The following is a 22,816-nucleotide window of genomic DNA, read 5'->3' as shown; positions in this document are numbered from 1 at the left end:
ACGCTTCCTTGATCCGTTCATACTGCGCCTCTGTCAGTTCCATCGGTACGAACAGGTTAACAGAAGTCTAGCCAATAGTGTGAACACGCCCTAGATTGCCCCCTGAATACAACTGAGGAACCATCTCGCCTCTAGCCTTACAGATCGCGTCAATACAAATTCTTGACATGACTTGCATATCAAATTTCGAAAGAATCTTTCCATGCAGTTCGATCATGGGCATTCGATCGTAGAAAGACCTGCATTGATCGAGCACGAAGCTATCAATGTACATGCGGCGGGCCTTTGCCTTGTAGGTCGCTCGCCAATGGTGGCGAGTGTTAACGTGGTAAGGGAAGCCCAGCTGGTACAGTGCCGCCTCAGCCCAAAGATGGATCATCGGGACATCGCAGAACAGCCCACCATTCCTATCGGGGAGTGCTCTGTAGACTTCTTTAAGAGTTGTGGCGAGCTCAGGTGAAAGCACATCCCAGTACCCCTCAAGAATAGAACGCAAAACATCGAATGCCGAGAGTGCTCGAGAGCGAGATATGCCGTTCTCTTTTTCTATGAAAAACCCGAGCAACGACCTCGCGTCCTTTCCGTTGTTCTCCGATAGTCCCAGCAAGAAATGCTGCAAGGGATAGTCGTAAGGGGATAACAACAGGTCAGAGCCCAGTTTGATGTCCCCCTTCTCTGTATCGATGTCTGCTGAAGCTTGATCGCCAAAAAAATGAAGAGGAAAGCATCAGCATTGGAGAATCGATCAATTTCTGCATTCATGGCCTTTTGATCGGGATTGAAGAACCTCTTTTTGGCGACAGTGTCGGACATCACACCAGGGGCTGGTTGGATGTAGTTCGCGTAGAGCGCAGGATACTGCGTAGCAAATGCTGAATACGCTGCACCAAAGTTTTCTTCGACGAGAGATTTCAACTTCTGCAGTTCAAATCCGTAGGAGTCGGGACCTTCAACATAATGTTCAATCGGAGAACCATCCGCCCTCTTCTCTCCATAGACAGTCGCTTCGACCCAAAGCTGATTCTGAAAATATCTAGCCAGAAGGTCGACCGAGTCCGGGGTTTGTTCAGGCTCCGCAGTGTTGACGATAAGAACACCAAGCGTCGAGAGAGCATGGTTCTCGAGGATTCCGTGCAAAGCCCTAAACGGTTTACTCGCTGCGCTGAATAGTGCTCCCGTGAAATCTAAATAGATAATGTCAAACCGCATATTCGAGGAAGCAGCGAAGGTCTCGATTTTTCCGGGATAGACTTTAAGGCTGGGATGGAGGGCGTGTGCTTTCGCGAGTGCGGCCTTGTACAACGAAGCTTCTTGTTCGAATGCCCATACATTTGCTATGTCGATGCCAAGGTCTAGGAGGACGATCAGGTCGTTCTCAGGCTCAGAACCACTGAGATATGCAATTTTGAGATCAGCGGGCGTCTTGGTTCCGTAGCAGGATTTTGCGTATGAGCACCATTGATTCAACACCGTGTCGTCGAGAGTCGCGAAGCGCACTGTAGCCTGGTCTCAAAAAAATGTGAAAATTTACACATTTTCTTGCACACTATCTGAACGAATGCCTGTAAGTTGTTCCTGGAGATGGGCTTATGTGTAGGCACGAAGGACTCAAAATTCGCCGAGGGCAACCTCGTGGGGGTTCGACCCCCTCCCGGCACCATTGCAACAAAGGACTTATGCGATTTTGGCCTCTCCTTTGTGAGGGACTAAAATCATTTGGTGGCTTTTGATGGCCGTTTGCTCCGCTTGTGTGCATGCCACCAAACTCACGTAGAGTCTGAAAATGGCCAAAGCGAAAGTTCATGGAAATCTGCCCGAAAAGATTCAGGAACGACCCTTCGCGGACTTGCTCGGTGATCTCGACTTTGGAGCAACTCGGGTCCATGTCTGGTACACGCGAATCCTTGGCACCAGAGATGTTGACGCGGTTCTTTTGGCTGAGGGTCTCGGACTTTTCGTCATCGAACTGAAAAGCATCAACCTGAGTGCGATCAAGGAGATTAATGGTGACAACGGTCTCATCCTCCAAGACAACGTGAAGAGTTCGACGAAGAAGACCGCATGGCTACAGGCGATCGACGCTGCGGAAAGCTTGCAGAACAAGATTCAAGCGACCCCAACTCACCGAGACATGCTGAAGGATCTTTGGATCGCGCCCGGAGCGGCGCTATTTCGGATATACCGGGAAAGTTTTCTCGTACGTTTTGGGTGTGAGCTCCAGTTTCGCCATGCGGCCGAAGAACTGGCTGACGGCATGATTTTTGCCGAAGACCTCATCGACGGACGAACTTTCTTGAAGCGCCTTGAATACATAAAGGCGCACCCGCTTTACAAAGCCGCGCCGAACAGAAGAAAAGACAAGCCTGATCTCTATGACGAACAAACAGCCCTCTCACTGGATGCGTTCATCCGCTTCAAACTAACTCCGGCTGAGACTTTGACTGCGACGGAAATGGCGCGTCTGCGGCGCATCGAAGACGAGGAAGAGCGACACCTCGATCAGATCAATCAAGATCATCACGTCATTTGCTCGGGATATGCGGGAACCGGAAAGACACTCCTCGGTCTTCAGCTTGCCCTGCGTCGTAAAGTTCCCACACTATTCACTTGTTACAACAAGGTTCTGGCTACGGATATCCGACGCCTCACATCAATGGGAGCGCCCTTTCTGCAATTTAGTTTTGAAGCCTTCGATGTATTTCAGTTGCTGGGTGATTGCGAACGGCGCTTGGGTCTACGCCCAGATCGTTGGGACAAGACGCGAGAAACATGGGAAGAGTATGAAGCCCGCAGGATCAGCAAAGTTATCGAGGCCGATTTCGACCGGGGCGCTCGCCTGCGCTCTGAGTGGGAGTTGGTGATCGTAGACGAAGGCCAAGATATCGCGGATGCTTTTTGGGCTTTAATCGATTACTTGACAGGTGGATCGTCGAAACTCTTCGTGATTGACGGCAAGAATCAGCTTCTCTATCGGAGTTCATCTTGTGAGTATCTGACCGACGGGCTTCCCTCAGTGATCCCACCGGAGAACCAGCGCGAAAAGCGACGTGTGTACCGGAACACCAGTGAGACATTCCTTCTAGCGCAACTGTTTGTCCAGAGTTACCCATCTCTCGAAAGAGCTCAACGCATCTGGACGCAGACTTTACAAAAGCGGTATCGAGCGCATCGTAAGACGGTCGACCAAGATCAGTTCGATTTTGAGCTGATGAGGGAAAATGGCGGAGTGCCCTCCGTGTTGAACATAGATCAACGGACGTCTGGAGATATAGTACAGCAAATCACGGCATCGCTAAAGAAGAAGATCGATCAACTCCGGATGACGAATGACGGTACGCCGTCAGACATTTTGATCCTTCTTCCATATGGCAAGCCGGACTTAACTTGGCGCCCTATGGCAATCAACGCATGTCAGTCCGCCGGTTTCGACTACATCGACTACACCGACGAGGAGAATCGTCGCGCTTCCTATTCGCCTGATGAAATTCGTCTTTGTACCTTTCACAGTTCGAGAGGTATCGAAGGGCTTCACACCATCGTTCTAGGTTTCGATCAACTTCACATAGCCGCGAAGCAGTCAGATACGTCGGCGGCTAATCTTGGATATATCAGCCTGACCCGTTCGGCTTTCGAGACGGAGGTGTATTATTCGGGTCGTAAAGATGTCCTAAGCGGTAGTCCTGCTCAATTCTTGACCGGTGTCGCGGAGATCACCGGGTTTTAGAGGCGATACGATCCATGACAGACCGTCGATGTTCAGGCGACAAATGGCTATAGCGAGCAGGCAGCCGCATCGATATCGCCTTGCTCCAGCATGGTGCCCACATCTCGTATGTTAGTGAGCGGAGTGTTGTCCGTATGGGGTATCCGGCATTCAGCAGCTGCAGAACTCAGTGGGATGTGACATTCGCAGTCAATTTCAGGACAGCTGCAGGAGTAGCGCCGCGCAGCTATCTCACGGCATGGTGGATGTGGCTTGCGGAAAGAGCTAAGTGGAAGATGATGTTACCGTGGCGAAGCTTGCTCGTTCCCTCGGATACGTAGGAGAGTGCATTTAGCAACGCTCTCAAGAGGACGACCGGCTCAGCTCCAAATCGCTACCAGGTGGCAGCTCGCCCTGTATGAGATGCACGAACACTGTGGTCTTTTCCGCTTTCACAGTCTGATGTCAGCTCACTGCTACTGTCGCAGGAACGGAGGTGCATCGCGTGCAGTCGGCGAGGGAAGGGTTCGGACAGCCTCTAGGGGCTTCGCGCAGTCTTACTCACGAGCCAGTTCCCGATGCGTCAAGTTTTCTTGATCTATGCTATTGAGTTCAAAGAAGCAGCATACCCGCAAAATGCCAATGAGGGGACATTAAGCAAGTCCAGCATCCAGATCGCAGCTAGCCGCGATCTGGATGCTGAATAGGTCAAAGACTCACTCTTGCTTTGGTTCTGAAAACTGAGCCATTCGATGGGGATTAGAACTCAATCCGGCCTTTGATCGAGATCATTCTGCGACCGGAGCGGTCTCCCACGTAGTCAGGAGTGATGTCGTAGTATTGTCCCGCGGTCGTATCGTTGATGTTGGTGTCGAGGTCATTGAACCCCGAACGGTTGAATACATCCGATGCGGCTCCCGTTAGCAGGAAGTGCACTCGTTCTGTCAGACGGAACGTCTTGCTTAGACTGATGTTGGAAGACAGCAATCCTTGTCCTTCGATCGAGTCCACCCCGGCATTGCCGAAATGGCCCGGTTGCGGCGCCGTAAAGGCCGCTGGATTGAACCAGAGGGCTGCGCTCTTGTGGGCTGGATACAAGGCAACATTAGGGACGCGATCGGGAATGCCACCGAATGTACCCGTGTTCGATGGATCAGCTCCGCTATACTGCGGCCCCATGTAGAGACCCGATCCGAAGTAGCTGATCGTCTGGATGTTCCACCCTCCGAGGGTTGCTTCCATCCACCGTGGCGCATGGTTCATGTAGCGTTTGCCATGTCCGAACGGCAGATCGATGTAAGTGTTGATCGCTCCGACGTGCCGTCGTGTCGTCGCGTCCTTCGACCAGTGGCTCAGGACGTCGTAGGGATTTTCCGTGTCGGAAAAATTGTTGAGATTGCTTGCCCAGGTGTAGTGGCCATCAAACTGGAACCAGCCGGTACGGCGCTGTACCTCGACCTGCATGGAGTTATATTTCTGCGATCCATTCGAGAAGTAATAGTTGATCTGGTTGTACTGCGGCCAGGGATTGTTGGTCGGAGTATAGGGATTCGTGCTCGGTCTCTGCAGATTGATGTTCGTCTGGTAGCTCAAACCGTTTCCATGCGAGCCGATATACGCGAGGCGAAACCCAAGGTCATGAAACATCTTCTGCTCGACAGTGACGTTGTACTGGCGGATCGTTCCGTTGTCGGTGTCGAGGGGATATCCCGTGACGGACTGGGACGGTGTCTGCGCTGAAGCCAGGTTTGCGGGAAACGGGTTCGGGAACGAGAACAACGCGCCCGTCGGGGTTGCTGCATTCAGGTTTGTATAGTTCTGTGCGACTGCGAACGGCCCACCATTGTTCACTCGATCTGAGATGCCATAACGCTCGGTGAACTCAGCATATCCGCCACGCAGCACCATCTCATCGCGGAGACGATAGGCAGCAGAGAGACGTGGACGCAGATTTGTCAGCTTCGGGTTTGCGGTCACCTGGCCGGCCACGATCTGGATGTTGGACGGATAGAACGGCGGTTGGCTCACCTTTCCAAGCGAAGATTCAGGGACGACGATTGCTCCGGTGTTGATGTCCCAGTTGTAGTCAAGATTGTCCGTGTAATGCGGGAGTCCGTAGTAGTCCCAGCGAAGACCATAGTTCAAGGTTAGCTTGGGCGTCAGCTTGAAGCTATCCTGTGCGAATAGTCCGGCCTCGTGCGATACATAGGCTTCGTTGTAGATCGGATTTGAGCGCTCGCTGGTTCTCGGCAGGCCCAGAAGAAAATCCGCGTATCCATTTCCGGTGAAGGAGCCATCGAAGGAGAACGAGCCGAAGTTAGGCACAACGCCCTGGCCGGTTCTGTAGTTGATGAGGTTCCCACCGAACTTGATGACGTGCCTTCCAAATGTCCAGGTCACTGAATCCTGAATGACCAGATCATGCTCGTCGTCGCCAAGTCCGCCGGACGGCGTCGACAGGTCGGCATACCCCGAGATATTCATCGCAGGCGAGCCTGAAATCCCCTGCGTACCTGTCGTGTCGATCCCTTGAAGGCCGATCTGCGAGATAACGTCTGCTCCGCGAAGAGGTGTCTGGCCTCCTTCCGTCTGGCCATCGAACAGCTTCAGATAATTGCGGGCGATCTGGAATTCGTTGACGAGATTTGACGAGAAGATATGCGTATCGGCCAGGGTGTACTGGTTGTTATAGCGCAGCCGCGTCCGGAAGAAATCGGGAAGGTTATTGGCCAGCACATACGGCGCCGACTTCGAACTGAACCGGAAGCTCAAATTGTTGTGTGACGTGATCTGCTGGTCGACGCGCGCAAACCACCATGTTCCCTCAAAGATGTCCGAAGGAAAGGGGTGGGTCCATCCGTAGTTGTTCAGGCTGGGATCGCTGAAGTTCTGGTTGGGAAGAGGCACGTACGCGTTCTGCAGAGCAAGCGAGACGGGGCTTACTCTTCCTGTTGGAATCATGTTGTTTGGGAATGGCTTGCCGGTGGACGGATCTGTGATGACGGTGTTGCCAAAGTTTCCACCACGCATCTGCTGCGTCGGCACCTCTGTCTGGTTGAAGGTGCCGACGTAGTACAGCTGCTTCATAAAGCCGACGTAGAAGAAGGTCTTATCCCGAATGATGGGGCCTCCCAACTCGCCTATTACTTCGTCCATCAGGGAGTGGTTCTTCGTTGGTGCAAAGTATCCGGACGCATTGAGCGTATTGTTGAACATCCTGTAGGCCGCGCCGCCATGGAACTGATTGCCGCCGCGTTTGGAGGTGGAGTTTTCATTGACCGCACTTGCCCACTCCGCGGATGCGTTGCTGGTGACAGCCGTGAACTCTTGATAGAAGTTGATATTGACGTTTTGGTTTCCTTCGCGGTTCTGGAGGCCGTCGTAGTTGAGCACCAGTTGGTTCGCGCCCTGTCCGGAGATCTGCACTGAATAACCGGTGGCAGTGATGCCGGGCAGCGAACTCAGCAGTGCCTCAGGACCAGGGTTTTGGTCGTTGGTCGGTGTCAGCTTGATGCGGTTGCTGTCGAAGCCGACCTCCATCACTCCTGTGTCGGTTGTGATGACATCGGGCTTGCTTTCTACCGTGATCTCCGAGGTGTCGCCTCCGACAGTGAGCACCACGTCCTTCACGCTCACGCGGCCGTCTTCAAGAAGAAGGCCTTCGAGTGCAACATTTTTAAATCCGGATTTGGTGACGTCGAGCCGGTATCTTCCCGGATTCAACGCGCTGTACTCATATTCGCCGTTGTCTTTTGTGGTCAGTTGCCGTTTTGCCTGGCTGGCAAGATCGGTGAGCGTCAGCGATACGCCTGAGACGGTTCCACCGGACGGATCGGTGATCGTGCCTCGCAGGCTTGTCAGGCCTTTTTGTGCATACCCTGTTTCACTGAGGCCCAGGAGGCCCGTAATCAACAGCACGAATGCGAGGATAAGTTGCTTTCGAAAGCCGCGGTCTTTGCTCAAGTTGGGAGTCAGGCGTGAGATGCAAACGAAGAGATCGCAAGACATAGTCGTAGCTCCATTTCAATCGTGTTGTGTGTCGTGATAGCTGCTCTGCGCGAGGGAATCCTGGTTTCAGTGGCTCAGCTTTTGGCGTGCTGGACACGAGCGACCCACGGGTAGGTCACATAGGAAAGATGAAGTTGGTCTCCGCGGATCTGGCAGAGGGTGTAGCCCTCCGGAGTGCCGTCCATCGACCCTTCCCACCAGGCTCCTGATACGGCACCGCTAATGAGGTACTGGACTCCCTGATATTCCGACTTTTGCCAGACGTGCAGATGTCCCTGGAGGATAGCCTTCAAGTTGTGTCCGGCGAGGAGCTCGTGAACCGCATAGGAGTTTGCAGCGATAGGTCCGGGGCCGTTATGAGAATGCGTACTGAGTGTGCCCAGTACGGTCGCAATCGGGACGTGTGTGACCACGATGATGGGCACTGAGGGGCCGACGGACGACAGGTCGGATTTCAACCAGGCAAGTTGCTCCTCATCGAACTCGGCTTTGAAGATCTTGTAATATTCGATGCCTATCGAATCGAGGACGATGAAGTGCCAACCCTTATGCTCGAAGGAGTAGTACCGCTTTCCGAAGTAGTCTTCATATAACTTCTTCCCATACTCGTGGGCCCCCGGTTCCACAGGACTCTTTTGATTAATGCCGACCACGTCATGGTTGCCGACGGTGTAGTAGACCTTGCCGCTCAGGTGGTCCTTCTCCGTCTGTTGGTAGAGGTTGAAGAGCAGGTGTGCGCGGGTAAGATCCTGCTCGCATACATCGAAGACCTGGTCGCCGCCCGCGATACAGAAGTCCGCTCTTTCTTTATTGATCTGTGTGAAACATTTGACGCATCCCTCGACCCCTGCAAGTTCGGGTTCGAGATGGCAGTCCGTGAAGAACACAAAATCAAAATCGTTAGGGCGCGATTTAGGAGCGACCAGAGGGGAAGGGAGGGCCTGAGAGAGCCCCAACGAAGAGCGACCGAGTAACATTCCTGAAACAGGGAGGGCCAACGACGATTTGAGAAACGATCTCCTTAACATTCCTGCACAGCCTCATGTGAACTGGTGGGCGAAGCTTATATACAGGCAGAGCTGCACGGGCCGTGTCAGGCTTCTGAGGGGATATAGGTTCGCTTTCCGTAGCTCCTACCCTAGGTATTTGGGCGTTTCGAATCCTGTAGGTCTTCTTTAGAAGTTCTTATGAAAGTCTTAAGAGCGGATAACAGGGCGTACAGGCATGCGCGTGGGATGTCTGTAACGGCCCCGTAATAGCCGCCAGTTAAGATTGGTCTCGTGAGTCCTTATTGTTTAGGGGTGAAAGAAATCGCGCCATGCCGGTCTCACAACAAGAGGAGAGCGTAGTTTCGCTAATCCAGGTAGATCGCAGGATATATAGCTTCGGAAACTATCGCCTGGACGTGCAGGACTGTCGCCTTTGGCACGGTGATGCGTCGATACCGCTGCCGCCAAAGACCTTTGACATTCTTCATGTTCTGGTTCGGAACGCGGGCCAACTCATCGATAAGAAGACGTTATTGCAGGCTGTATGGCCGGACACTTTTGTCGAAGAAGGCAATCTAAGCGTTCACATCTCTGCTCTCCGAAAGACTTTCAGCAGAGACTCTCCAGACTCCGAGTTCATTGAGACTGTCCCGCGGCGTGGCTATCGCTTCACGATACCGGTCACGAAGACAGAGCCCTCCAGCGGTCTCCCGCTAGACGTTAAAGCGCTGAAGGAAGTTCCGAGAGAGCCGGACACCCCAGCGACAGAAGCATTCGTTCCGGTGCTATATGAAAAACCTGTTTCACGTCCGACCACGCGGGCGTCGTGGGGTATATTCGCCGCGGTCCTGCCGGCGATCGTCTTCCTCATCGTTGTGATGCGCGTCTCGTATGTCAGGCATCACCAGACAGGGCTGGTCCATGCGGCGTCCGACAGCCGGCCTCTGACAAGTGTGCCTGGGGCATACTCCTGGCCGACGTTCTCTCCCAACGGCAATAGCCTTGCCTATTCGTGGCACTCCGATGCGGGGCAGGATCAGGCCATCTACATCCAGAACGTCGACAGCGACGATCGGGAGAAGCTGAGCGATGGGGGAAAGAGCTTCTCTCCGGCATGGTCCCCAAGAGGAGAGGAGATCGCGTACCTGCGCGCGACCGAAGACCCAAAATGGTTGGAGATCGAGGTTGCCAAGGTGCAGAGGCCTCACACCGCCCGGCATCTCGCATTAATCAATAACCTCAAGTCTGCCTTCCACGACGTGCCTACTCTGAACTGGTCTCCAGATAGTAGTTGGTTAGTGACTACGGAAAAAGAGGATGCAGATGAAAGCTCTCATCTTGAGCTGGTATCTCTCGGGAACGGCGAAAAGCAAGCCCTGACTTATCCTCCGGCGCTGAGCGTCGATGTCAATGCAGTCTTTTCACCGCAGGGTGACTGGATCGCTTTTGTAAGGGCGCGGGGTCCCTCTTCGGCTGAAATACATATCATGCCGGCGCACGGCGGCCCCGATCGAGTCTTGCCCTTCAACATTCACTCGATCAACGGGCTTACGTGGAGCGCTGACGGGCAAAGCCTGCTTGTTGCCTCTTCCCGCGCATTGAGTGTCGGCAATCTTTGGAAGCTCTCTCTCAATGGAGATCCCCCTGTGGCTCTCTCCACACTTCCCGCCCATACAGAAGACCCCGTTGTCTCGCCGAAGGGACATCGACTGGCGTACATCGATCTGCTGCGGAACGGCAGTCTGTGGCGCATGTCCACCGACGGTCAGGGCAAACAGGAGCAGCTTATCGCGTCTCGATTTATTGACTCTGCGCCGGATTATTCCCCTGACGGTTCGGAGATCGCCTTTGAGAGCGACCGCACAGGGGCCTCAGAGATCTGGGTCTGCAAAAACGATGGGACGCAATGCAAGCGCCTCACAAATATCTTCGGCCCAAACACCAGCTCCCCGCGCTGGTCTCCCGACGGGAAGTTATTGGCCTTCAACTCCGGGTTTCATGGACGGTCAGCGATTTTTGTCGTCAACGCTTCAGGCGGGACTCCTGTACGAGTGACAACCGGTGCATTCGAGGCAGCTGACAATCTCATTCCGAACTGGTCCAGGGATGGACAGTCTCTCTATTTCAGCTCTAACAGAACAGGCCGCTTTGAAGTATGGAGGACGAAGGTCAACGGCGATGAAGAGCGACAGATCACGCAGCATGGCGGTTATAACGGTATGGAATCTGCTGATGGGAAGAGCCTCTACTACGTTCAGGACACAGACAAGACGACAATCTGGCGGACCCCTCTGAATGGTGGTGAGGCTCAGCCGGTCGCCGGGCCGTTAGGCTCCGGAATGTGGGGATACTGGATGGTAACTGGAGAAGACCTCTACTATCTTCAGAAGAAGATGGAAGGTACGGCGCTTGCTGATGTCTTCCGCATGGACCTCAAGACAGGCTCCAAAACAAAGCTGGGACAGACCCAGTTTGGAGTCAACGAGTATGACCGAGGGCTCGCGGTATCTTCGGATGAGCGCTGGATTTTGTACGCAGAGCGGGATGTTGATCGGAGTAACATCATGCTCACGGAGAATTGGTACTGACTCGTCGTAATCATCAACCATGCCCCCAGTCTTGGCAATCGGGTGCCTCAACCTATATACAGGTTCCTATAATGAGCGCAGCGAGTTCTCTCGCGGCACCTGCAGGGTCATGGATCGCAGCATCAACCCGGTTTCGTTTTATCTATTGAGGTCACGGAGTAAACATGTCTGCAGAACTGGTCAACGAACTCCAACAGATACGCGTTCCGAACTTTGAGTTTCCCTGGGCTGCCGCGTGCTCGCCCTTTGCTGATCTTGTCGAACAGGAGATGCAGGGGTGGGCTCTCGAGTACGGGCTGCTTCCTAATAAGCAGTATCTGGATCGCGTGAGTAGAACCAAGTATGCGTGGCTTGCCGCTCGCTGCTATCCACGAGCAAACCGTGAGCTGCTCCGGACGATTGCAGATTATTTCATTTGGTTCTTCCTGGCGGATGACCTGTTCGTCGATCGGGTGGAGACGATCGGTCCCTCTACGATTCCCAATCTGACGGCCATGATTGACGTCCTTGATTTCAATCGGCTGAGCGCTTGTCCTGTGTACGGGGAAGAGGCCTGGCTGGATATCTGCATGCGGTTGAGGAAGCAGCTGTCGCATGAGCACTTTCAGCGGTTCGCCAATGGCATGAGGATGTGGGCGAGCACGGCGGGGTTGCAGATCCTGAATCACACCCAGTCCCAATCGGTTCAGGTGGGACACTATGAGACGATCCGGCGGCATACCAGTGGGATGAACCCCTGCCTCGATCTTTCGGACATCGCCAATGACGGCCCGCTTCTGGCGGAGGAATACTATCGTCCCGATGTGCAGCAACTGCGCCGGCATGCCAATCACGTCGTCTGCTGGAGCAATGACATTCAGAGTCTCGCCGTCGAGCTTCGGCAGCCGGGACAGTATTGGAATATGGTGGGGATCTACGCGGGACAGGGGCGTTCGTTGCAGGAGGGGATCGACTACACGGCGAAGAGGGTGTGCTCCGAGATTCAGGAGTTCTCGCGATTGTCCGAAGTGGTGGAGAAGTCCGCAAGCCCGGAGTTGCGGGGGTATATTGCAGGCATGAAGGACTGGATGTCGGGTTATCAGGAGTGGGTCGTATCTGATACGCAGCGATATTCGGAGGCGTTCGCCGAGCAGGATGCGGATGATCGTGGATTGCTGCTGGCGTAGAGGCTCTGAGGCATAGGCTGGAGCAATGCAGGAGCTTCGTGCCGATGGCCACTAAATTGTCTCCACCAAAGAAGGCAATTCAGTCATTGCGCCTTCACTTCGGCCTTCGGCAGAGCGGTACGGGCCTTTGGTCCGGCATTTTGCGGCATGGCTGAAGCCAAGCCCTTCCGGTTCCTGCCGCAGCAGAGTGTTTGCACGCTGCCACTCATGATTCGGCGAGTTCACTTGACGGCGCGATAAGTCATATGAGAACTTGTTTCATATCAATGAAGACGTTTCGCCAGATCGCTCGCAAGCTTTGTTGTTGCTCCTCGCAACAACTCTGTGGTGTGAACGTCTGTGCTCGGCTTGATTGAACCGAATCAATCTTTCCTGAATTGAGCGCTGGACCTCGCCCACACCTGGTGGGCTTTGTTGTCTCTGCGTCCCTTCTGCCTCAAGGCACTCCAAAGCGTTACTGATGCTCCGCACAGCTCCTGCTTTTTGCAAACGCAATCCACTCGAAAACCCTCTTTCCTGCCGATGTTTCCAGTCGCGACTACTGTCGCTGACCAGGCGGAACACCCACAACGCACAGCAAAGACAACGAGCCAGAGGACAATGCCAAATCAATCACAGAAGCGGACGACCAGACGTCAGTTCATTGCGCAAGCTGCGGGCACAGCCATCGCTGGAGTTCTCACAGCCTCAGCCTCTGCGCGCGAAACAAAGAAGCCCAATGTTCTCTTCTTCATGTCGGACGACATGCGAGTAGAACTGGGCTGTTACGGAAGTCACTTCAGAGCGCAGACTCCGAACCTCGATGCTTTGGCCCAGCAGGGTGTGCGGTTCGATCGCAACTTCTGCCAGTTTCCGCTGTGCAACCCCTCGCGCGCTTCGCTGCTCACCGGACAGGTGCCGCTTGATACGAAGGTGTTGGGCAATCGCACGAACTTCCGCGATACTCGCCCGGACCTGACCAGTCTGCCTCAACTCTTTCGCGAGCAGGGCTATGTCACGGCCCGTACGGGAAAGATCTTTCATGGAGGGTATGACGATCCGAAGGCTTGGACCGTTGGGGGCAGCGATGTGTCCATCGCTGCGATTGAGGCTGCGTCCGAGCAGAGTGATGAGGACACGCAAGGAAAGTACCATCAGCATCGAGAGATCATTCCATCGCAGTCTGTTCCGCCGCCTCCTGCTGGAATCCCTGTGTCGAAGACGCAAGATGCCAGAGCCGCTCACTCGGACGAGATTCTGATTCTGGATGGAGATGGCGGAGAGCATCCCGAGAACCGTGTCGCGGAGACCGCGATCGGCTACCTGAGAACGTATCGAGATCAACCCTTTTTCATCGGATGCGGTTTCTCCAAACCACACAGCCCTCCTACCGCGCCGCAGCGGTTCTTCGATCTGTACGACCCTGCGAAGTTGGAGTTGACGCCTGACTTTGCGGCGTGGCCGACGGTGCCGTCAGGTTTTCCCAAGGCAGCGATTCGCCCGCGCAATGCGGACCTCTTCATTGGCCGCGGAGCCAGCACCACAGAGGCGAAAGAGGTGATTCGTGCCTATCTTGCTTCCATCTCCTGGGTGGACTGGAACCTGGGCCGCGTGATTCACGAACTCGATGCGCTTGGGCTTCGTGATAACACCATCATCGTTTTTGTCGCCGATCATGGCTATCAGCTTGGCGAAAAAGGGAAGTGGTCCAAGGCTGGATCTCTATTCGAGATGGGAACACGCGTTCCGCTGATTATTCATGATCCGAGGGCTGCCGGGAATGGGCAGACCTCAACGCGGCTGGTGCAGTCTCTCGATATCTATCCGACGCTTGTGGAACTGTGCGGGCTCTCACGTCCTTCGTCTGGACTGCAAGGTGCCAGCCTCACGCCGCTTCTGCATCGCCCCCAGTCAACATGGAAGCGTCCTGCCTTCAGCCTATGGAGTGAAGACGGGAAGACGATTCACGGCGTGGCTGTGCGGCAGGACCATTGGCGCTACGTGGAGTTCGGCGCAGATGGCAAAAACGGCAGCATGCTCTTCAACGAACAGAGCGACCCACTCGAGATGCATAACCTGGCCGAAGATTCAGGCCATACGGGCATACGTGACGAACTCTCAAAGCTAACCGCTGCCTATAGGGATCGGACCAGGCTGGCATAACGAACAGAGTGAGGCGCCTGCAGTGCCTCAGGGACCAGAGTCGTGCATCCCTCGGCGAACGAAACGCCTTTATAAGTTTTGGAGAACGACAATGAAACTCTCAACACTGCGGCGCGGCCTGCAGCGTTATGCAGCCTACGGTCTTATCGTGCTTCTGGGATCCGTAGGCCTGATGTATTCGGCGAAGGCTCAGACGAGTGGAGATGGGGCAATTACCGGTACCGTTACGGACTCCACCGGCGCCCTGATTCCAAATGCTACGGTGACGGCTACAAACGATGCTACGGGCGTTGTTACTACCCGCCCAACCTCGTCGAGTGGTTTGTACGAACTTAGCCCGCTCATCGTCGGAACTTATACGGTCACAGTGGCAGCGGATGGCTTCGAGAATGTGAAGCAGCAGAATATTGTGATCAACGCGGGGCAGGCCTTCGGGCTCAACGTTACGCTCCATCCTGGAAGCCAGGGTGAAACGTTGACTGTAAGCTCTGCACCGCCGGCGCTGGACACGACCAATGCCGTGCTTGGCGGAACGATCACGAGCAAGGAGTATATGGATCTTCCTTTGCTGGTCGCAGGCAATCAGCAAAGGGATATTACCCAATTTTCGAATCTTCTTCCGGGCGCTCAGCCGGGGGCGCGTTCCTCGCTGTTTTCCGGTACTGCCAGCCGTGTGGAGGAGGTCTATCTCGACGGCATCCCGATCTCAGAGATTAGTCAGATTGGGGACAACCGCCCCGTCTTCAACCTTGTCCCTTCAGAGGCGATCGACCAGATTGGTGCTACCACCAGTGGGCAGTCTGTGGATGCCCAGGGTGCGGGCTCTGTGAACTACACGCTGGCCTCGGGAGGCAATCAATATCACGGTACGATTGCCGACTTTGTTCGCAATACGATCTTCGATACGTGGGGATTTACTGCGCCTGCCGCAACGACTCAGAAGGTAGTCGACGGTGTGATCAAGACGGTTCCTGCCGGAAAGCCTGCCGATCATCAGAACGAGTTTACAGCTGCGGTGAGCGGCCCGATCAGCATTCCCTACTTGTTCAGTGGGAAAAACAAGTTATTCTTTTTCGCGGCCTATGATCTGACGCATGCCAATACCGCGCCGAGCTATTCCACTGGAACCGTGCCTACGACGCTCATGCGCACAGGTGATTTTACCGAGCTGTTGAGCGGCGCCCAGGCTGCGGGTACAGGAGCTGCAGGAGTCAATGGGCCGGGTTACTTGATCTATGATCCGACGACGCAGACGTGCAACGGAAACGTATGCACGCGCAAACCCTTTATGGGGATGAAGAATGGAATACTGACCCCTAACGTTATTCCAGCGAATAAGATCTCTCCCATCGCGCAGACGATGCAATCGTTCCTACCGGCTCCTACGACATCGGGCCTGCAGAATAACTACCTTGGCGGCTACCCGACAGGAAATCGGAACTGGCTTTATTCGGGACGCATCGACTACGATATCTCTCCGAAGAACCGGCTCTCGTTTGTTGTAACGGGAGGTAATACTCATCCCGTTCCTTACACGGGCAATGGAGTGTTGCCGGTACCTTATCTGGCGTCTGTCTATACCCAGACCGGTGGTCACTGGGCCGACATGCAGGACACGTACACAATCAACCCGAACCTTGTAAACCAGTTTAAGTTTGGGTTCAGTAACTTCGGGGGCCCTCCTTCTACGAACCTTACACAGGGAGTTAGTCAGTACGAGGCCCAGAATATGGGTATCAATTTCAGTGGCCTGCCTGCCGATTCTCAGGCAGTTACTGAATTTCCGACTCAGGTCTTTGCAGGCAGCAATGCACAGACCCAATGGGCTGATGGTGTCCAGGGTACAAGCAAGACAACGGTGGATGAGTCTTATACGATTCTGGATAATCTGCTCTGGGTAAAGGGCAGGCATGCCATGACCTTTGGCATTCAGATCCAGCGGCTCGAATTAAACCAGTCGGCGCAGGATGGGCCTACCTCCGGGCTGCAACTGAATTGGAGTACTAACGAAACGGCGCAGGAGACTGGCTCCGCCTATGCAACGAGCACGGGATACTCCTATGCGAGCTACCTGCTTGGGGCTGTCAGTGGCGCGAGCGTTACCGAGTTACCCTTCTCCGTACTGGGAGGCCGCTTCCATCCTGTGGCGCCTTATTTTCAGGACAACTTCAAGGTCACTCCAAAGCTGACACTGAACCTGGGTCTTCGTTGGGATTATCTGCCGACCTACAACGAGGTTCTGAATCGCTTTTCGTTTCTCAATCCGAGCATCACGAACCCGGCTACTGGAAGTCTCGGTGCGCTTCAGTTCGCAGGGAACTATGGCGGAGCAGGTGTTAGTTGTGGCTGCAGCACGCCCGCACATAACTACATGAAGAACTGGGGGCCGCGGCTGGGCTTTGCGTATACCCTCAATGAAAAAACGGTAGTGCGGGGTGCGTTTGCCGTCGTCTACTCTCATGGCGGAGGAACAGGTGGTGCGGGCGGTGCGTACCAGGGGACTGGATCGCTCGGCTTCACGAGCTCACCGGTATTTTCAGATGGTGGGGCCGGTACCGGCGCGGGTCCCGCGTTCTATCTGAACAACAGCTCAGCCTTTCAGGCGCAAGGCCTCGCCAATAATACATTGGGTGGGCCTGGCTATACGTTTCCGGCAATTACTCCTCCTGGGCCGGGCAGCCAGTCGCTCAACACAGGAAACTATTTAAATAACTCCGGGACGTTTGTAACTCCGGGTTCGATCAGCTATCTTGATCCTTATGTTTCAGGACGAGCACCAGAGTTCGATTTCTGGAATTTTGGTATCCAGCGTGAATTGATCCGGGACCTGACGCTCATGGTCAACTATGCGGGCTCCGAGAGTCACTTTCTGGCGGGTGCAAATAATATTCGAGGATTGCAGTCAGGAGAGATCGATCCTAAGTACTATGCACTCGGAGTTGGAGTCTATGGAGCGGGGCTTCTTTCCAAGCCAGCAACAGCCGCGAATATCGCTGCAGCCAATGAGATCATTCCGGGCATTGCTGCTCCTTATCCACGATTCATTGCCGCCGCAAATACGGCCAAGGGCGCGGGTCATGCCACCATCGGACAGATGTTGACGTGGATGCCTCAGTACTCCGGCACAACCGACACGTGGGGAAGTCAAACGGCAAATGCGTCTTACCATTCTCTGCAGATTTCACTTGCCAAGCGGGCGTCGCATGGATTGACGCTGAACCTGAATTACACATACTCCAAACAACTCGATGATGCAGGCACGATCCGCAGCGGATACGCTATTCCAGCAAGCGTCACGCTCAATGGAAAGGCCTGGGCCCAGGACCGGATCGATCGCGGATTGAGTGCTACCAGCGAGCCGCAAAACCTGGCGATCTTCGGCGTCTACAAACTTCCGTTCGGCAAAGGCGAGATCGGTGGAGGCCATTTTCTTACACGCGCGGTTCTTGAGGGATGGAACTTATCCGGAGTCTTCACCTATGCCTCCGGAGCTCCATTGGCACTTACTTCTACGGCGTGCTCGGCTGCCAGTGAGCCCGGCCAGGGTCAATGCATGCCGGATGTAAATCCGAACTTCACTGGGAAGGTCCGTCAGAACGGAAGCTGGGGACATGGAGCTACTGCGGAAAATCTCGGTAAATATTCCTACATCAAGGGAGCTATCACCGGTACGACTCCGGGGGAAGGCATAGGGAATACAACGTGCGCTTCCAGCAGCGGGCCGTTCTGCAACTCAGGCGCTCTGATGATCGGCGATGCCCCTCGTAGTGCGCCCTTTGGGCTAAGAGGGCCAGGTGTATACAACCTGAATATGGGACTTAGGCGATCCTTTCAGATTGCTGATAACTCCAGCTTCATCTTCGGTGTGGATTGCCAGAATGTGACTAACAAGGTGACGTTTAGTGGAATCAATACAGTAGTAAACAGTGCCAGTTTCGGAACGGTAAGTAGCGCAACCAGTAACTCTGGCAGCCGTGACTTTCAGTTCTCCGGGAGGATTCGTTTCTAAGGAGAAAAAAGCCTGTAAGACAGGCTGATCCGGATTGGTTTGTCCGGCATTTACCGGGGTAGGGAGCCCGTAGCACGAGGTGTCGAACGCAGTTGTGGTGTGATAGCATCCTCGCGTTTCACAAACCCAGCTTCAGAGGACATCGATGCGAATCCATTTCTTACCCGCAGAGCACATGGGATTCAAAGCAATCACTAATCCCTCATCTTCTACAAGACGAATCTTCACTGCAGTGAGCGCGGCTGTACTCTTGCTCCTGCTCAACACAGGACTCGCGCAACGAGCCCAGGCGCAGACCTGGACCTTGCAGTGGAGTGATGAGTTCAATGCAGCGGCAGGCACGTCTCCTAACTCCGCCAATTGGACCTACGACCTTGGAAACAGCGGATTCGGCAACCCGGAGATTGAAGACTATTGCGCTCCGGGATCGAATCTAACCCCGTGCGTAGCGAGCCAGCCAAACGCGTTTCAGGATGGCAACGGCAACCTTGTCATTACGGCGATTCGCAACTCGAGTGGACAATGGACCTCGGCGCGGTTGAAGACACAAGGACTCCAGCAGTTCCAATATGGCCGGATTGAGGCGCGTATGAAGCTGCCGGTAGGCGATGGATTCTGGCCGGCGTTCTGGATGCTGGGCTCGGACATCAATTCGGACCCCTGGCCCGGGTGCGGGGAACAAGACATCATGGAGTGGGTGCAGTCGTATACGCCGACGACTACCTCTTCGACGGTGCACGGGCCGGGCTATTCCGGCGCGAACGGGATTGGCGCCCAGGTCACGTTTCCCAATGGCGGCCGGGTGGATGACGCCAACTATCACGTGTACGGGGTGATCTGGAGTCCGAATTCAATGCAGTACTATCGCGACAGCCCGTCGAATGTCTTCAAGACGGTCACCTCGTCAACGATTCCTTCAGGCGATCAGTGGGTGTTCAACAATCCCTTTTTCCTTCTGTTGAATCTTGCGATTGGAGATGGAGGCTTTCCGGGATCGACCGACGGCAGCACGCCCTCGTCGGCAACGATGCTGGTCGACTATGTTCGCGTCTATCAGTCTTCAGCCACGAAGAGCTTGAATGGAACGCACACGCTGACACCTCAGAACTCTACGAGCCTGCGGCTGGATGATCAGGGCGCAAGCACGGTAAGCGGCAATCCGATCGATGTGTTTACGGCGAATGGGACGGGCGCTCAGTCCTGGGCCATCTCCAATGCGAATGTCACTCCATCCGGTTATTACAACCTGGCAACGGAGGGCAGCTTCTGCCTTACTGCGTCCGGTACTGGAAGCGGGTCGGCAGTCGTACTTGATCCCTGTAATGGCTCGTCAGCCCAGGCATGGAATGCTGTTTCGACAGGAAGCACGTACGAGTTCACCCCAGCGAACAATCCGAGCAATTGTCTCGACGTGCGAGGAGATGGAACGGCATCGGGAACGTTGATCCAAACGTTTAGCTGCAACTCCGGGCCGAACGAGCAATGGGCAGTGAACTAGAGCCTGGACGGTGGGCCCGGCGATATTGGCGAGACGACCTGATAGGTAGAGTCACGCTGAATCGCAGGGCCCCGCTCCAACCCGTGCGGCGTTCGATCCAACCCATGTCGATTCCATTCTGCAGATGAACTGTGCGCGTTGCCATGACGGTATGAACCATCGTGGCGGAGATCAACACGCGATGCGGATATCGCCATTCTTGAGCAATGGATACGAGCAGGGGCTATCGTGCCTGCAAAGCCATAGATCCCATTCCAGATGACCTCACTCCACGGGCGCGTGGAGTGAGGTCACACGTTGGTTCGTCAGCTGCAAGATGAAGGTTGCGATGCTGGCTTAACCTCAGTGTTTGAACCAAAGCCATCCATGTTTTTTGTCTGTAGGCGTATCCCGAACGGCGCGAATGCTTTCATGCTGGTCGCGATAGCAAGGTAGAGGGAAATCGCCCTGGGTACCGGTCGGAAGAAGCTGAGAACGTTCCTCGGCGGAGACGGGCAAAAAGAAGTTACGCGAATTGCTGTCACACCAGGGTGTCCGGGTCGCTAAAAGATGGAAGCTCTGGCCGATAGCCATCACTGGCACACCTGAACTGCCAGATGACGTCCAATCGGCGAGTCTGATCAATTGAGACGCGCCCTGTTGGCCGGTGAAAGAGGCAAGATAGATGTCTTCGTTGCCCGCAAAGCCCTGCCTGGTTGATGTGCTGATAGCCAGAATGGTCACCGTGATCTTTTCGGGCTTTGCAACAGGATTCTCTTTCGGATGCGAATGCGCCCATGCCAGGAGGGTGGGGGCCAAGAGCGGGAGAACCCATTTGAGACGGCGTGTGATTCCAGAGACGGCCATAGGACCTCTGCGAGCTGTCGTATTGAGCGGAGGTCTCTCTGGATTTGAGAGGCATCCGCGGAATTTGTTTAGGTCCGATGCGTGTTTTGCCATCGAACAAGAATGGCTTAAATTCTTTCTACTGTTGTAGTAGAACATGTCGACGAGTGCCCCGATTTGCGTTGGACAACTGTCTCCCGGCTCACGGCACAGGTCCCGCCGAGAGAGGTGATGCCGTTGTCCCTGGTTGCGGCATTGTCTGAGAGCCGATCTGCACTGAAATAGGAGAGAAGCGCAGGCGATTGGTGCCTGGGAATTTGCCCACGTAGAATGGATCATGAGTTCAGCAGAGGCTCCTACGATTACGTCGCCCGTCCCCCAGCACATCCGTTTCAACTTCGACAATACTTATGCGCGATTGCCGGAAGGCTTCTACGCCCGGCTGAATCCTACACCGGTAGCGGCCCCGAGTCTTGTAAAGATTAATGCAGAATTAGCACAGAGCCTCGGCCTGGATCCGGACGCGCTGGCTAGTCCGGAGGGCGTCGAGATCCTGGCAGGGAATCGCGTGGCTGAGGGCTCCGAGCCGCTGGCGATGGCCTACGCCGGGCACCAGTTCGGACACTTCGTGCCTCAACTGGGCGATGGCCGCGCCAACCTGCTGGGCGAAGTAGTTGGACGGGACGGTGTACGTTACGACATCCAACTCAAGGGCTCCGGCCCAACACCCTTCTCCCGTCGCGGCGATGGCAGAGCCGTCCTCGGTCCTGTCCTGCGTGAGTACATTGTGAGCGAGGCCATGGCGGCGCTGGGTGTGCCGACCACGCGAGCCCTGGCTGCGGTGACTACAGGCGAACAAGTGTTTCGCGAAACAGTTTTGCCGGGAGCTGTGCTGACCCGGGTAGCTGCCAGCCATCTTCGCGTGGGTACCTTTCAGTACTTTGCTGCACGAGGCGATGTGGACGGGACGCGCACGCTGGCGGATTACGCGATCGCCCGGCATTACCCCGAAGCTGGACAGTCGAGCCATCCGTACCGTGCCTTGCTGGATGGTGTGATCGCCCGGCAGGCGCGGCTGGTCGCACAATGGCTGCTCCTCGGTTTTGTCCACGGCGTGATGAATACCGACAACACTTCCATCTCCGGCGAGACCATCGACTACGGTCCCTGCGCTTTTATGGAAGCCTACGATCCGGATCAGGTATTCAGCTCCATCGACCAGCAGGGGCGTTATTCCTATAGCAATCAGCCGCACGCCATGCATTGGAATCTGGTGCGTCTCGCAGAGGCCTTGCTGCCGCTCTTGAATCAGGAGTCGGGAAGTGAAGAGGCTGGGCTGGCCTCAGCTCAAGAGTCGCTTGCCGCGTTTGCTTTGCATTTCGACACGGCTCGCGAAGCTGGCCTGCGACGTAAGCTGGGCCTCTTTACGGAGCGCGAAGGCGATGCGGCTCTGATTCAGGATCTGCTGGACCGCATGACTGCTAATCGCGCCGACTTCACCCTGACCTTCCGGTTGCTGTGCGATGCCGTCGCTGGGACGGAAGGCGATGCGTCGGTTCGCGTCTTGTTTGCTGATCCTGTAGCTTATGATTCCTGGGCTGTTGGATGGCGTCGACGCCTTGAAGCAGAACGCGTATCGAAAGAGGAGCGCGTCGCTTCCATGCGAGGGGCGAATCCAGTGTTCATCCCGCGCAATCACCTGGTACAGGCTGTGATTGATGCTGCCGTTATGCGGCAGGACTTTCAACCGTTTGAGGAATTGCTGGACGTGGTATCGCGGCCTTATGAGGATCGTGTTGATCTGGAGCGGTATGCCATACCGGCTCGTCCCGAGGAATGCGTCACCCAAACTTTTTGTGGAACGTAAATCGCCGGAGCGCGATGGGCG

The 22,816-nt window shown here is 55.0% G+C and carries 12 protein-coding genes; 8 read left to right on the top strand and 4 right to left on the bottom strand.

Annotated features, from left to right (window positions below):
- Positions 1–546 precede the first annotated feature (546 nt).
- Positions 547–1,497 carry a hypothetical protein gene (locus HDF15_RS23965; RefSeq protein ID WP_184260479.1) on the bottom strand — a complete coding sequence of 317 codons (951 nt, stop codon included), beginning with the start codon at positions 1,495–1,497 and terminating at the stop codon, positions 547–549.
- Positions 1,498–1,783: 286 nt separating this feature from the next.
- Between HDF15_RS23965 and HDF15_RS23960 the strand changes: the two genes are divergently transcribed.
- Positions 1,784–3,724 carry a hypothetical protein gene (locus tag HDF15_RS23960; protein ID WP_184260476.1) on the top strand — a complete coding sequence of 647 codons (1,941 nt, stop codon included), beginning with the start codon at positions 1,784–1,786 and terminating at the stop codon, positions 3,722–3,724.
- Positions 3,725–4,281: 557 nt separating this feature from the next.
- Positions 4,282–4,410 (top strand): hypothetical protein, encoded by a 129-nt coding sequence (locus HDF15_RS26080; RefSeq protein WP_260331315.1) that lies wholly within the window; start codon positions 4,282–4,284, stop codon positions 4,408–4,410.
- 52 nt (positions 4,411–4,462) lie between these two features.
- Here the strand turns inward: HDF15_RS26080 and HDF15_RS23955 are convergent, their stop codons facing one another.
- Together HDF15_RS23955 and HDF15_RS23950 are read right to left on the bottom strand one after the other, a co-directional pair.
- Positions 4,463–7,711: a TonB-dependent receptor gene (locus HDF15_RS23955; RefSeq protein ID WP_184260474.1), complete on the bottom strand. Its 3,249-nt coding sequence runs from the start codon at positions 7,709–7,711 to the stop codon at positions 4,463–4,465.
- A gap of 74 nt (positions 7,712–7,785) precedes the next feature.
- Entirely contained in the window at positions 7,786–8,598 is an 813-nt protein-coding gene (locus tag HDF15_RS23950) for a metallophosphoesterase (RefSeq protein ID WP_184260471.1), read from the bottom strand.
- Positions 8,599–9,029: 431 nt separating this feature from the next.
- Between HDF15_RS23950 and HDF15_RS23945 the strand changes: the two genes are divergently transcribed.
- The 5 genes from HDF15_RS23945 (at position 9,030) to HDF15_RS23925 (ending at position 20,103) form a co-directional block, all read left to right on the top strand.
- Positions 9,030–11,288 carry a winged helix-turn-helix domain-containing protein gene (locus HDF15_RS23945; RefSeq protein WP_184260468.1) on the top strand — a complete coding sequence of 753 codons (2,259 nt, stop codon included), beginning with the start codon at positions 9,030–9,032 and terminating at the stop codon, positions 11,286–11,288.
- 164 nt (positions 11,289–11,452) lie between these two features.
- A complete protein-coding gene (locus HDF15_RS23940) occupies positions 11,453–12,454 on the top strand; it encodes a terpene synthase family protein (protein ID WP_184260466.1) in 1,002 nt (333 codons plus the stop codon).
- 600 nt (positions 12,455–13,054) lie between these two features.
- A complete protein-coding gene (locus HDF15_RS23935; RefSeq protein ID WP_184260463.1) occupies positions 13,055–14,596 on the top strand; it encodes a sulfatase in 1,542 nt (513 codons plus the stop codon).
- 91 nt (positions 14,597–14,687) lie between these two features.
- A complete protein-coding gene (locus HDF15_RS23930) occupies positions 14,688–18,605 on the top strand; it encodes a TonB-dependent receptor (protein ID WP_184260460.1) in 3,918 nt (1,305 codons plus the stop codon).
- 175 nt (positions 18,606–18,780) lie between these two features.
- Entirely contained in the window at positions 18,781–20,103 is a 1,323-nt protein-coding gene (locus HDF15_RS23925; protein ID WP_184260457.1) for a family 16 glycosylhydrolase, read from the top strand.
- 342 nt (positions 20,104–20,445) lie between these two features.
- On the opposite strand, the gene HDF15_RS23920 is transcribed toward HDF15_RS23925, so the two are convergent.
- Positions 20,446–20,901: a hypothetical protein gene (locus tag HDF15_RS23920; protein ID WP_184260454.1), complete on the bottom strand. Its 456-nt coding sequence runs from the start codon at positions 20,899–20,901 to the stop codon at positions 20,446–20,448.
- A gap of 364 nt (positions 20,902–21,265) precedes the next feature.
- Here HDF15_RS23920 and HDF15_RS23915 point away from each other — a divergent pair, with 364 nt between their 5' ends.
- The gene (locus tag HDF15_RS23915) at positions 21,266–22,795 is read left to right on the top strand and encodes a YdiU family protein (protein ID WP_184260451.1); all 1,530 of its coding nucleotides are present in this window, start codon (positions 21,266–21,268) and stop codon (positions 22,793–22,795) included.
- Positions 22,796–22,816 lie beyond the last annotated feature (21 nt).

It is taken from the genome of Granulicella mallensis (assembly GCF_014203225.1).
Classification (GTDB): Bacteria; Acidobacteriota; Terriglobia; order Terriglobales; family Acidobacteriaceae; genus Granulicella; species Granulicella mallensis_A.
The sequence above is the reverse complement of the archived record's forward strand: the minus strand, read 5'-3'. Positions and strand labels throughout refer to the sequence as shown.